The sequence below is a fragment of the Kitasatospora sp. NPDC088779 genome (assembly GCF_040685395.1).
Lineage (GTDB): Bacteria > Actinomycetota > Actinomycetes > Streptomycetales > Streptomycetaceae > Kitasatospora.
Map to the genome: position 1 here is coordinate 1 of NZ_JBFBHW010000004.1, position 13744 is coordinate 13744.

At 74.8% G+C, this 13744-nt stretch carries 8 protein-coding genes; all 8 read left to right on the top strand.

From position 1 onward, the window contains the following. Nucleotides 1–659 (top strand): phosphopantetheine-binding protein (locus tag AB0P03_RS04305; RefSeq protein ID WP_363587378.1); only part of this gene is annotated, 659 nt, incomplete at its 5' end. After that, entirely contained in the window at nt 656–7981 is a 7326-nt protein-coding gene (locus AB0P03_RS04310) for an amino acid adenylation domain-containing protein (protein WP_363627796.1), read from the top strand. The genes AB0P03_RS04305 and AB0P03_RS04310, both read left to right, overlap by 4 nt. A 50-nt stretch (nt 7982–8031) precedes the next feature. Further along, a complete protein-coding gene (locus tag AB0P03_RS04315) occupies nt 8032–8235 on the top strand; it encodes an MbtH family protein (protein ID WP_350882087.1) in 204 nt (67 codons plus the stop codon). 287 nt (nt 8236–8522) lie between these two features. After that, entirely contained in the window at nt 8523–8771 is a 249-nt protein-coding gene (locus tag AB0P03_RS04320; RefSeq protein WP_063348726.1) for an acyl carrier protein, read from the top strand. Between the two features lie 61 nt (nt 8772–8832). Beyond that, entirely contained in the window at nt 8833–10101 is a 1269-nt protein-coding gene (locus AB0P03_RS04325) for a beta-ketoacyl-[acyl-carrier-protein] synthase family protein (RefSeq protein WP_363587382.1), read from the top strand. Between the two features lie 2 nt (nt 10102–10103). Next, entirely contained in the window at nt 10104–11225 is a 1122-nt protein-coding gene (locus AB0P03_RS04330) for a beta-ketoacyl synthase N-terminal-like domain-containing protein (RefSeq protein ID WP_363587384.1), read from the top strand. Beyond that, nucleotides 11222–11950: a 3-oxoacyl-ACP reductase FabG gene (gene fabG, locus AB0P03_RS04335; protein ID WP_363587386.1), complete on the top strand. Its 729-nt coding sequence runs from the start codon at nt 11222–11224 to the stop codon at nt 11948–11950. The genes AB0P03_RS04330 and fabG overlap by 4 nt, the downstream gene beginning before the upstream one ends. A gap of 11 nt (nt 11951–11961) precedes the next feature. Beyond that, the gene (locus tag AB0P03_RS04340) at nt 11962–13662 is read left to right on the top strand and encodes an NAD(P)/FAD-dependent oxidoreductase (protein WP_363587388.1); all 1701 of its coding nucleotides are present in this window, start codon (nt 11962–11964) and stop codon (nt 13660–13662) included. The last annotated feature ends 82 nt before the right edge of the window (nt 13663–13744 follow it).

Here is a 13744-nt window from a genome sequence, read left to right on the forward strand (position 1 = left end):
TCGAACGCCGCGACCACCAGGTCAAGATCCGCGGCCGCCGCGTCGAAACCGGCGAGATCGAAGCCGTCATCCGCTCCCTCGACACCGTCGCCGACGCCGCCGTCGCCGTCCTCCCCGACGCCTCCGGCAACCCCCGCCTCATCGGCTACCTCACCGGCCCCGGCGTCGACCCAGACCGGATCCGCCGTCAACTGGCCGAGCTGCTACCCGGGTACATGATCCCGGCGTCCTGGCTGGTGCTGCCCGCCATGCCGCTCACGGCCAACGGCAAGCTCGACCGCAAGGCCCTGCCCAGGCCCGACCTGGGGGACCAGGAGGAGGCCCGCGCGCCGCGCACCGAGCGCGAGCAGGTGCTGACCGAGATCCTCGCCGAGGTCCTCGGCACCGGCCGGGTCGGCATCGACGAGGACTTCTTCGCCCTCGGCGGCGACAGCATCCGCTCCATCCAGGTCGTCAGCCGCGCCCGCAGGGCCGGACTCACCCTCACCACCCGCGACATCTTCACCCACAAGACCGCCGCCGCCCTGGCCCAGGTCGCCGAGGAGCAGGAGCAGAGCCCCGCCGAACCCGCCCCGACGGAACCCGAAGGCAGTCTGATCGCCCTGTCCGACGAGGAACTGGCCGATCTGGAATTCGAGTTGAATGAGGAACTTTCGTGACGACCGCCCCCAGAACCGGGTCGAAGATCAGCGAAGTACTTCCGCTCTCCCCCCTCCAGCAGGGACTGCTGTTCCTGTCCTCGTACGACCAGGCCTCGCCCGACCTGTACACCCTCCAGTTCGTCGCGGAGATCGACGGGCCGGGCGCGGGTGACGGCGAGCAGCTCGCCGCCCGGCTGCGCGCGGCCTCGGCCGCGCTGCTGCGCCGGCACCCCAACCTGCGGGCCTGCTTCCGCAACCGCAAGACCGGCGAGCCCGTCCAGGTCGTCCTCAAGGAGACCGAGGTCGAGCCGGAGTGGCAGCTGCACGACCTCACCCACCTGCCCGAGGCCGACCGGGAGGCGGCGGCGCAGCGGCTGACGCGCGAGGACCGGCTGCGCCGGTTCGACCTGGCGCGGCCGCCACTGATGCGGTTCACCCTGATCCGGCTCGGCGCGGGGCACCACCGGTTCGTCTGGTCGGTGCACCACATCGTCATGGACGGCTGGTCGTTCCCGCTGGCCGTCCGCGAGCTGGTGCTGCTCGGCGACGAGGCGGGCGCGGCGGGCGCGGCGGCGCTGCCCGCGCCCGCGCCGTACCGCTCGTTCCTGACCTGGCTGAACGGCCGTGACCGGGCCGCCGCGCGGGCGGCCTGGGCGCAGCTGCTGGACGGCCTGGACGGGCCGGTCCGGGCGCTGCCCGGCGCCGGTGCCGGCGATTCCCGCGAACTGCCGTCGCTCGTCCGGGGGTTCCTGTCGCCGGAGCGCACCGCGGCGCTCGCCGGCTGGGCCCGCGGCCGGGGCCTGACCCTCAACACCGTGGTGCAGGGCTGCTGGGCACTGCTGCTCGGCCGGCTCACCGGCCGCGAGGACGTGGTGTTCGGGTCGGTCACCTCCGGCCGCCCGGCCGAGGTCCCGGACGTCGAGTCGATGATCGGCCTGTTCGCCAACACCCTGCCGGTCCGCGCCGACCTGCGCCCGGACCAGCGGGCGAGTGAGCTGTTCGAGGCGCTGGCCCGCCAGCAGCTCGCGATGATGCCGCACGAACACCTGCCGCTCGCCGAGGCGCAGGCCGCCTCCGGCGTCCAGGGCGAGCTGTTCGACACCGTCCTCGCCTTCCAGAGCTACCCGCTGGACGAGGCCGCGCTGTTCCGCGAGTCGGGCGGCACCGTCAGTTCCGCGCAGGTGCTCTCGGCCACCCACTACCCGCTGAGCCTCACCGTCTTCCCCGGCGAGCGGCTGGACCTGCACCTCGCCTACCGGCCCTCGGCCTTCGCCGGGAACCCCGAGGGCCTCACCGAGGACCCGCGGCCGTCCGCGCAGCGCGTCCTGGACCGGCTGGTCCGCGTCCTGGAGCAGGTCGCCGACGACCCGCAGGCCCCGCTCGCCCGGCTCGGCGCGCCCGAGCCCGCCGAACTGGCCCGCATCCTCGGCGAGTGGAGCGGCGCCTCGGCCGCCCCCCGGGAGCCCGCGCGGCGCGCCACCATCGCGGAGCTGTTCGCCGAGCAGGCCGCCCGCACCCCGGACGCCGTCGCGGTCACCGCTCCCGGCGAGGCAGCCCTCAGCTACCGCGAGCTGGACGAGCGGGCCAACCGGCTCGCCCACCTGCTCGCCGCCCGCGGCGCCGGCCCGGAGAGCCTGGTGGCCGTCGCGCTGCCGCGCGGCGCCCAGCTGATCGTCGCCGTCCTGGCCGTCCTCAAGGCGGGCGCGGCCTACCTGCCGCTGGAGCCCGGCCACCCGGCCGACCGGATCGGCTACACCCTGCGCGACGCCCGTCCGGCACTGCTGCTGACCGCCGGCGGCGTGCTGCCCGAACCGCCCGAGGCCCCGGACCTGCCGCGCCTGGACCTGGACACCCCGAAGACGGCCGCCGCGCTGGCCGCCCACCCGGCCACCGCCCCGGACACCGCGGCCTCCCCCGAGCACCCCGCCTACGTCATCTACACCTCCGGCTCCACCGGCCGCCCCAAGGGCGTCGTGGTGCCGCACCAGAACGTGGCGCGGCTGCTGGAGGCCACCGACGGCTGGTTCGACTTCGGCCCCGGCGACGTGTGGACGCTGTTCCACTCCATCGCCTTCGACTTCACCGTCTGGGAGCTGTGGGGCGCGCTGCTGCGCGGCGGCCGGCTGGTCGTGGTGCCGTACGACGTGTCGCGCTCCCCCGACGCCTTCCTGGACCTGCTCGCCGAGGAGCGGGTGACCGTCCTCAACCAGACCCCGTCCGCCTTCTACCAGCTGATGCGCGCCGACGCCGACCGTCCGCGCCCGCTCGCCCTGCGGACCGTGGTGTTCGGCGGCGAGGCGCTGGACATCGGCAGGCTCGCCGACTGGTACACCCGGCACGCCGACGACGCGCCGCGCCTGGTCAACATGTACGGCATCACCGAGACCACGGTGCACGTCTCCTACCAGGAGCTGGACGCCCCGACGGCCGCCGCCGGCGGCGGCAGCGTGATCGGGCGCGGCATCCCGGACCTGCGGGTCTACCTGCTCGACGGCGCCCTGCGGCCCGTCCCGGCCGGCGTGCCCGGCGAGCTGTACATCACCGGCCCCGGCCTGGCCCGCGGCTACCTGCGCCGCCCCGACCTCACCGCGGCCCGCTTCGTCGCCTGCCCGTTCGAGCCCGGCGGCACCCGGATGTACCGCACCGGCGACCTCGGCCGCTGGCGGGCCGACGGCACCCTGGAGTACCTGGGCCGCGCCGACGAGCAGGTCCAACTGCGCGGCTTCCGGGTCGAATTGGGCGAGATCGCGACCGTCCTCGGCCAACACCCCGCGGTCGCCGAGGCCGCCGTGATCGCCCGCGAGGACCGGCCCGGCGACCAGCGCCTGGTCGCCTACGTGGTGCCCCGCGACGGCGCGAACCCGGACGGGCTGCGGGAGTTCGCCGCCGAGCGGCTGCCCGAGTACATGGTCCCGGCGGCCGTGGTCCCGCTCGCCGCGCTGCCGCTGACCGCCAACGGCAAGCTCGACCGCCGCGCCCTGCCCGCCCCCGCGTACACCACCTCGGCCCGCGGCCCGCGCACCGCCGAGGAGGAGCAGCTCTGCGGCGTCTTCGCCGAGGTGCTCGGACTCGACCGGGTCGGTGTCGACGACGACTTCTTCACCCTCGGCGGCCACTCGCTGCTCGCCACCCGGATCGTCAACCGGGTCCGCGCCGAACTCGGCGCCGAACTCCAGGTGCGGGACCTCTTCGAGGCCCCCTCCCCCGCCCGCCTCGCCGAACGGCTGGCCGCCGCCGCACCCGGCCGCGCCCCGCTCGCCGCCGGGCCGCGCCCGGCCGTGCTGCCGCTGTCGTACGCGCAGCAGCGGCTCTGGTTCGTCGAGCACCTGGGCGCACCCGGCGGGCTGTACGCCATCCCGCTGGCGATCCGCCTCTCCGGGCGCCTCGACACCGCCGCCCTGGCGGGCGCCCTGCACGACGTGGTCACCCGGCACGAGGCGCTGCGCACTGTCTTCCCGCAGCGCGCCCCCGAGAGCACCGGGTCCGGGGCCGCCCCCGGGGCCACCTCCGGGACCACCGGCAGCGGACCGGCCGAGCAGCGGGTGCTCACCCCGGCCGAGGCCGCCGTCCCGCTCCCGGTGAGCGAGACCACCGAGGCGGGCCTGCCCGCCGCCCTCGCCGCCGAGGCCGCGCGCGGCTTCGACCTGGAGCGCCACCTCCCGCTCCGCGCCCGCCTGTTCCGGCTCGGCCCGGACGAGCACGTGCTGACGATCGTCCTGCACCACATCGCCGGCGACGGCTGGTCGCTCGCCCCGCTCACCCGCGACCTCACCGCGTACTACCGGGCCCGGGTGGCCGGCCGCCCGGCCCAACTGCCGCCGCTGCCCGTCCAGTACGCCGACTACGCCCTGTGGCAGCGCGGACTGCTCGGCGCGGAGGACGACCCGCGGAGCGAACTCGCCCGCCAACTCGGCTACTGGACCGCCACCCTGAAGGGCCTGCCGGAGGAACTGGCGCTGCCCTTCGACCACCCGCGCGGCACCCGGGCCGAGCACCGCGGCGACGTCGTGCGCACCACCGTGCCGCAGCCGCTCACCGCCGAGCTGCACCGGCTCGCCGCCGCCTGGGGCGTCAGCGTCTTCATGCTGCTGCGGGCCGGGCTCGCCGCCCTGCTCACCCGGCTCGGCGCGGGCACCGACATCCCGCTCGGCAGCCCGATCGCGGGCCGCACCGACGAGCGGCTCGACGAGCTGGTCGGCATGTTCGTCAACACCCTGGTGCTGCGCACCGACACCTCCGGCGACCCGGGCCTGCGCGAACTCGCCGAACGGGTCCGGGCCTACGACCTGGCCGCCCACCAGCACCAGGACGTGCCCTTCGAGAAGCTGGTCGAGGTGCTCAACCCCGAGCGCTCGATGGCCCGGCACCCGCTGTTCCAGGTGATGCTCGGCTTCCAGCAGGCCGGGCCGGCCCCGGCGCCCGAGCAGGACCCGGAACTCGCCGTGGCCGAGCAGCCGGTGCCCGTCCGGACCGCCAAGTGGGACCTGTTCTTCCAGCTCACCGAGCAGGCCGGCGGCGCGCTCGCGCTCGCCGTCGAGTACCGCACCGACCTGTTCGAGCCCGCCACCGCCCGCCGGATCACCGACGCCTACCTGCGGCTGCTCGCCGCCGCCCTCGCCGAGCCCGCCCGGCCGCTGTCCCGGCTGGACCTGCTCGGGCCCGAGGAGGAGGCCGAACTGCTCGCCCTCGGCACCCACCGGGCCGGCACCCCGCGCAGCACCCTCACCGCCCTGGTGGACCGCCGGATCGCGGCCACCCCGGACGCGGTCGCGCTGGTCCACAGCGAGCCCGGCCACCCCGAGCGGCTGCGGCACACCAGCTACGCCGAACTGGACGCCGAGGCCAACCGCCTGGCCCACCTGCTGACCGCGCGCGGCGCCCGCCGGGGCGACCTGGTGGCGCTGCGCCTGGAGCGCGGCCCCGCCGTGGTGAGCACCCTGCTGGCAATCGCCCGCACCGGCGCGGCCTACCTGCCGATCGACCCGTCCTACCCCGACGAGCGGGTCCGCGACATGCTGGCCGACAGCGGCGCCCGGCTGCTCGTCACCGAACGGTCACCGGCCGGACGGGAGCTCCCCGCCGGGGTCGTCGAGCTGCTCCTGGACGCCCCCGAAACCCTGGCCGACCTGGCCGGCCGGCCCGTCACCGCCCCGGTGCCCGCCGCCCCGATCGACCCCGACGACCTGCTGTACGTCATCTACACCTCCGGCTCCACCGGCAAGCCCAAGGGCGTCGCGGTCCCGCACCGCGCCGCCGTCCGCCTGGTCCTGGGCCTGCCCGAGCTGGCGCCGACCGCCGCGGACACCTTCCTCTACTTCGCGCCGGTCGCCTTCGACGCCTCCACCTTCGAGATCTGGGGCGCGCTCGCCCACGGCGCCCGGGTGGCGGTCCACCCGCCGGGCCCGGCCGACCCGCGGGCCCTGGAGTCCTTCCTGGCCCGCGCCCGGGTGAGCGTCGCCTTCCTCACCACCCAGTTGTCCAACACCATCGCCGACACCCGGCCGCGCGCCCTGGCCCCGCTGCGGGCGCTGCTCACCGGCGGCGAGGCGCACTCCCGCGACCACCTGGACCGGCTGCGGGCGGCCCTGCCGGACACCACGGTGTTCAACGTGTACGGCCCCACCGAGACCACCACCTTCGCCACCGGCCAGGACCTCGGCCGCGCCGAGGGCACCGTCCCGATCGGCCTGCCGATCGGCGACACCCGCGCGTACGTCCTGGACGAGGCGCTGCGGCCGGTGCCGCGCGGCGTGGTCGGCGAGCTGTACCTGGCCGGCGAGGGCCTGGCCCGCGGCTACCTCGGCCGGCCCGCGCTGACCGCCGCCCGCTTCACCGCCTGCCCGTTCGGCGCGCCCGGGGAGCGCATGTACCGCACCGGCGACCTGGTCCGCTGGGACCGGCACGGCCGGATCGAGTACGTCGCCCGCGCCGACCAGCAGGTCAAGATCCGCGGCTACCGGGTCGAACTCGGCGAGATCGAACGGCTGCTGGCCGAGCACCCGGACGTCGCCCGGGCCGCCGTCCTGGCCCCCGCCGACGCCGCCGGCCAGCGCCGCCTGGTCGCCTACCTGGTGCCCGCCGACGGCCGGCCGGCCCCCGGACCGGCCGAGTTGCGGGGCCACCTGGCCCGCTCGCTGCCCGGCCACATGGTGCCGGAGAGCTACACCGCGCTGCCGGAACTGCCGCTGAACGCCAACGGCAAGCTGGACGTCAAGGCCCTGCCCGCCCCCGCGGCCACCCCCTCGGCCCGCGCCCCGAGGGCGCCCCGCACCGAGCCGGAACGGCTGCTCTGCGCCGCCGTCGAGGAGGTCCTGGGCACGGGCCCGGTCGGCCCCGAGGACTCCTTCTTCGCCCTCGGCGGGGACAGCCTGAAGGCGATCCGGCTGGTCAACGCGGCCGGCCGGGCCGGGCTGCCGATCAGCCTCGGGGCGGTCTTCGAGCACCGCACCCTGGAGGCGCTGGCCGCGGCCGTCACCACCGGGGGCGGCGCGGTCGACCTGCTCGGGCCCGTCCTGCCGATCCGGCCCACCGGCGGGCGGCCCCCGCTGTTCTGCGTGCACGGCGGCCTCGGCTTCGCGATCCCGTTCGCGGCGCTCGCCGAGCACCTCGACCCGGAGCAGCCGGTCTACGGCCTCCAGGCCCGCGGCCTGTCCGACGACGGCCCGCTGCCGACCGACCTGGGCGACGTCGCCGAGGAGTACCTGGCCCGGGTGCGCGCCGTGCAGCCGCACGGCCCGTACCACCTGCTCGGCTGGTCCTACGGCGGCGTCGTGGCGCACGAGATGGCCGTCCGGCTGCACGCCGCCGGCGAGCGGGTGGCGTTCCTGGCCAACCTGGACGCCTACCCCGACGACGCCCTCGGGGCCCGGCCCAGCGACGCCGAGTTCCTCGCCGACTTCCTGGCCGAGGCCGGGGTCGACGCGGCGGAGCCGGAACGGCTCACCCCGCAAGGCGTCGCCGCGCACCTGGCCCGCACCGAAGGCCCCCTCGCCGCGCTCGAACCGGGTACGCTGGAACGGCTGCTGGGGGTCATGCGGAACAACCTGGAGCTGTTCCAGCGGTTCACCCCGGGCCGCTTCGACGGCTGCCCGATGACGCTCTTCGTGGCGGCCGGCGGCGACACCCGCCCCACCCCGGAGGAGCGCGCCCTCAAGGTCAAGAGCTGGGAGCCGCACGTCGGTTCCGCCGTCCTCGCGCACGACGTGGACAGCGGGCACCAGCAGTTGCTGCAACCCGCACCGGCGGCGGCGATCGGCGCGGTCGTCGAACACGCCCTCGCCGCCCTGGCCGCGGACCCGACCGGAACCCCGGCCGCACCGGCCACCACCCCGACCACCTGACGCCCGATCAACCCGGCACGTCCCGAGATCCCGAGACCTGGAGAACAGTCATGGCGAACCCCTTTGACCGCGAAGACGGCACCTTCCTCGTCCTCGTCAACGCGGAGGGGCAGCACTCCCTGTGGCCGTCCTTCGCCGCCGTCCCGGAGGGCTGGTCGGTGACCCTGGAGGCCACCGACCGGGCCACCGCCGTCGCCCACATCGAGGGCAGCTGGACGGACATGCGCCCGCTCAGCCTCCAGCAGCAGGGCTGACCGGCCGGGCCCGCGCCCGGAATCCGGAAGAACGCCGCCGGACGGCTCCGACCCCGCCGCCCGCCGCACCCCCAGGGCCTTCGCCCGACGGTGCGGCGGGCGGCCGTTTTGTCCCCGACACCCCTCCCCACCAGGCGCGCTACACCCCGCCAGGACCCGTCAGTGAGCGGTCAGTTGGACGTCATCGACCCGTCATCGGGCCTGACTAATTTGCTGCCCAGAGGCCCGGTTTCCGGGCACCCCAGGGCACCCCCACAGGGCGCCCGCGAAAACGGAGGAAAACGAGCATGACGACGGTAGCGCCGGAGCGTCTCACCCGGATCCGCGAGATCATCGCCGAGAACATCGACGTGCACACCGAGTTCGCCGACACCGCGCTGTTCGTCGACGAGCTGGGCGCCGACTCGCTGAAGCTCATCGACGTGCTCAGCGCCCTGGAGATGGAGTACTCCATCGTCATCGACATGAACGAGCTGCCGAAGATGGTGAACGTGGAGGCCACGTACCAGGTGACCGCGACGGCCGCCGGTTGGTGATCGGGGCGGGTTCCGGGACCGGAACCCCCGCCCGCAGGCATCCCACTGCTTAAGGAGTCCCATGTCCACCGCACAGTCACCAGCGGCACCCCGCGCCGGCGCGCCGGCCGACCGCCGCCGGGTCGTCCTCACCGGCCTCGGGGCGATCTCCAGCATCGGCACGGGTGTCGAGGAGTACACCGCGGGGCTGCGGGCCGGCCGCTCCGGTGCGCGGCCGATCACCCGGTTCGACACCGAGGGGTTCGGCCAGAACATCGCCTGCGAGGTCCCCGACTTCGAGCCGGAGCGCTGGATCCGCAACGTCCCCCTCGACGACATGGGCCGCGCCGGGCAGTTCGCCGTCGCCGCCGCCCGGATGGCCGTGGAGGACGCCGGGCTCACCGAGGCCGACCTCGGCGAGCGCCAGGCCGTCATCAGCGTCGGCACCACCGACGGCGAGGGGCACGACATCGGCGTGCTGGTCGAGCAGGAGCTCGCGGCCGGGGACCCTGGGGCCATGGACCCGGTGCTGTCCCGCCGGATCAACGCCGGCCGGCTCACCACCGTCATCGCCCGCGAGCTGCGGATGCCGAACGTGGAGCCGACCACCATCACCACCGCCTGCGCGGCGGGCAACTACTCGATCGGCTACGGACTGGACGCGATCCGCTCCGGCGAGGTCGACATCGCGCTGTGCGGCGGCGCCGACGCCGTCTGCCGCAAGGCCTTCGCGCTGTTCAAGCGCTTCGGCGCGCTCACCCCGGACGTGGTCCGCCCGTTCGACAGGAACCGCCAGGGCATCCTGACCGGCGAGGGCGCGGGCATCCTCGTCCTGGAGAGCCTGGAGTCCGCCCTCGCCCGCGGCGCGCACATCTACGCCGAGGTGCTCGGGTACGGCCTCAGCTGCGACGCCGCCCACCCGACCGCGCCGAACCGCGACGGCATCGCGCGCGGCATCCGGCTCGCCCTGGACGACGCCGGGGTCGAGCGGGACGAGATCGACTTCATCTCCGCGCACGGCACCGGCACCAAGGCCAACGACAAGACCGAGTCGGCCGCCATCGTCGACGTGTACGGCGACGCACCGCCGCGCACCGTCGCGGTGAAGTCGATGCTCGGCCACTCGATGGGCGCGGCCAGCGCGCTCGGCGCGATCGCCTGCAGCCTCGCCATCGAGCACCAGTTCATCCCGCCGACCATCAACCACGTGGAGACCGACCCCGACTGCCCGCTGGACGTCGTGCCCAACCAGGCCGTCGACGCGGAGGTCCGGATCGTGGAGAACAACTCCAGCGCCTTCGCCGGCAACAACGCCATCCTGATTCTGGGCACGTACGGAGAGCGAGTCTGACGATGACCACCGCAGCCACCCCGGCGGCCCTGCCGCCGGAGACACTCGTCATCACCGGCTGGTCGGCCGTGTCGCCGTACGGCCTGACCCGCCAGGACTTCGCGTCCGGCGTGCGCGCCGGCGCCAAGACCGCCGTCAAGGCGGACGCCGCGCTCGGCACGCTGCCGTCGCCCGACGTCTGCCTGGTGCCCGGCTTCGACATCAAGGGCCTGCTCGGCCCCACCGGCACCGCCAAGATGGACCGGCTCACCGCGCTGGCCCTGGTCGCCTCCGACGGCCTGCTCAAGGACGCCGACGGCAACCGGGTGGTGGAGACCGACGACCGCACCGGTGTGGTCCTCGGCATCTCGATGGGCAGCCTGGAGAACGTCACCAACTTCCTCAAGCAGTCCTACACCAACGCGCTGCCCTTCCACGTCGACGCCGGCCGCATCCCCTTCGGCAGCCTCAACCACGCCGCCGGCGCCACCGCCATCCGGCACGACCTCAAGGGCCCCAACACCACCGTCGCCGGCGGCCGGGTCAGCGGCCTGCTCGCCCTCAACTACGCGCGGCGCCTGATGGGCCAGGGCCGGGCGACCAAGTACCTGGTCGGCTCCGCCGAGGAGTTCTCCGCCGCGCACGCCTGGATCGAGCACACCGCCGTCGCGGCCGGCGACTCCACGCCGCTGCTCGGCGAGGGCTGCGGCCTGTTCGTGGTCGAGCACGCCGGCACCGCCCAGCGCCCGGCGCTCGCCGCGGTGCTCGCGGTGGAGACCCGCGTCGACATCGACGACGACCCGAAGGCCGCCGTCACCGCGTGCGTGCAGCGCGCCCTGGCCCGCGCCGGCGTCACCGCCGACGAGGTCTGGGCCGCCGTCCCGTGCGCCGCGCCCACCGCGGCCGGCCGGGCCGAGTACGACGCGCTCGCCGCGCTGCTGCCGGCCGAGGCACTGGGCCGGGTCCCGTCCATGGAACTGCTCGGCGACACCGGCGCGGCCTCCGCGTCCTTCCAGATCCAGGCGGTGCTCGGCGTGGCCGGGACCGACCCGGCGGCCCGGGGCCGGATCGCCCTGGTGTCCGCCGTCGACCGTGACGGCGCGGTGGGCTGCGCCGTCCTGAGACTCTTCGGGGAGCACGCGTGATCGCCCTGGTCAGCGGCGGGTCCCGGGGCATCGGCAAGGCCATCGTGCTGCGCCTGGCCCAGGACGGCTACGACGTCGCCTTCTGCTACCGCTCCAACGCCGAGGCAGCCGAGCAACTCGCCAAGCAGGCAGGCGAGTTCGGCACCCGGATCACGACCACCCAGTGCGACGTGGCCGACCCGGAGCAGGTCCGCGACTGGTACAACCGCACCGAGCGCGAGGTCGGCCCGGTGGACGCCGCCGTCACCTCGGCCGGCATCACCCGGGACCGCCCGGTCATCCTGATGCCGGAGGACGACTGGAACCAGGTCCTGCGCACCAACCTGGACGGCGTGTACCACGTGTGCCGCGCCGCCGCCTTCGCGATGAGCAAGCGCCGCAGCGGATCGATCGTCAACCTGTCCTCGGTGTCCGGCATCTACGGCAACCTCGGCCAGGCCAACTACGCCGCGTCCAAGGCCGGCATCATCGGCTTCACCAAGTCCCTCGCCAAGGAGTGCGGCCCGCGCGGCGTGCGCGCCAACGTGGTCGCGCCGGGCCTGATCGCCACCGACATGGTCGGCGACATGTCCGACGCCGCGGTCGAGCGGATGCTGAAGAACGTCGCCCTCGGCCGGGCCGGCAAGCCCGAGGAGGTGGCCGACCTGGTCTCCTTCCTGCTCTCCGACCGCGCCGCCTACATCAGCGGGTCGGTCTTCGAGATCCACGGCGGCGGCACGTTCTGATGGGAGCACGCATGCAGGGGGCCCAGGGACTGCGCGACCACTACGACGCGATCGTCGTCGGCAGCGGCATCGGCGGCCTGACCACCGCCGGCTACCTGGCGGCCGACGGGCGCAGCGTCCTCGTCCTCGAACAGCACGACATCGCCGGCGGCAACGCGCACGTGTTCCGCCGCCGGCGCAAGTACGAGTTCGACGTCGGCACGCACTACCTCGGCGACTGCGGCCCCGACGGGCACTTCCCGGCGATCCTGGCCGGCCTCGGCGTCCTGGACCGGGTGCGGTTCCGGCCGATGGACAACGAGCAGGGCTTCGACCGGATCATCACGCCCACCGCGACCGTCGACGTGCCGGCCGGCTGGGACGCCTACCGCGACCGGCTGCGGCAGGCCCTGCCCGAAGAGGCCGACCGGATCGCCGGCTTCCTCGAACTCGCCGAGAACGTGGCCGGCTCGACCCGCGCCGGCCTGAACGGCGTCTCCCTGGTCGACCTGTTCCGCAAGTCCCCGCAGACCATGCGCTGGTCCCGCCGCACCTTCGCCGACGCCCTGGGCCACTTCGGCCTCTCCGCCAAGGCGCGCACGCTGCTCGCGGCACAGGCCGGCAACTACGGCACCATGCCCGACGGCATCAGCCTGGCCCACCACGCCTCGATGATGGACCACTACCTGCGCGGCGCGTACTACCCCGAGGGCGGCGGCCAGGCGATGGTCGCCGCGTTCGTCGAGGCGCTGGAGGCGCACGGCGGCGAACTGCGCACCCGCTGCGACGTCCGCCGCATCCTGATCGAGAACGGGCGCGCCACCGGCGTCGAACTCACCGACGGGCAGCGGGTCTCGGCCCCGCTGGTCATCTCCAACGCGGACTACCGGCGCACCGTCCTCGACCTGTGCGGCGGCGAGGACGCCTTCCCCTCCGAGGTGGTGGCCCGCACCCGCGCGGCGACCATGCGCGGCTCCTTCGTCTCGGTGTACATCGGGCTCGACACCGAACTGCCGGGCCTGCCCAACGCCAACCTCTGGTGGCACGACAGCGACGACATGGAGGGCGCGCACGCCGCCATGCTGGAGCGGTACGCGCGGGACGGCTCGATGGACTCGGTGCCGGCGCTCACCTTCTCCTTCGCCTCCCTCAAGGACCCGGGCGCCGCCGCCGTCTGCCCGCCCGGCCACAGCAACTTCCAGCTCATGACGGGCCTGCCGCCCGGCTACGGGTTCTGGGGCCTGGAGAGCGGCCCGGCCGACGGCGAGCCCTACCGCCGCAACGCCGCCTACCTCGCCCGCAAGCAGCAGCTCACCGAGGTCATGCTGGCCACCGCCGAGAAGGTCATCGGCCCGTTCCGGGAGCGCGTCACCCACCTGGAGACGGCCACCCCGCTCACCCACGAGCGCTACATCCGGGCCACCGGCGGCACCCCGTACGGCATGGCCAGCTGGGGCGGCTCCAGCCAGCGGCCGGACGTGCGCACCGAGGTCGAGGGCCTGTACGTGGTCGGCCAGAGCGTGCGCTACGGCAGCGGCATCGCCGCGGTCGCGAACAGCGGCATGGCCGCCGCCTCCGACATCATCGGCCGCGCGCTGCTGCGCGAGGTGTTCGGCGGCGCGGTGCTCGGCGACCCCTCCCGGCTGCCCGAACGCGGCCCGGACTGGGACCCGCTGGTGGTCTCGCGCGGGCGGGCGCGGCAGCGTGCCAAGGGCCTGGCCCGCATCGGCTGACCCCTCCCCCTCCGTTTCCTCACCCTCCGATCCTCACCCCTCCGATCCTCACCCCTCCGATCCTCACCCCTCCGATCCTCAC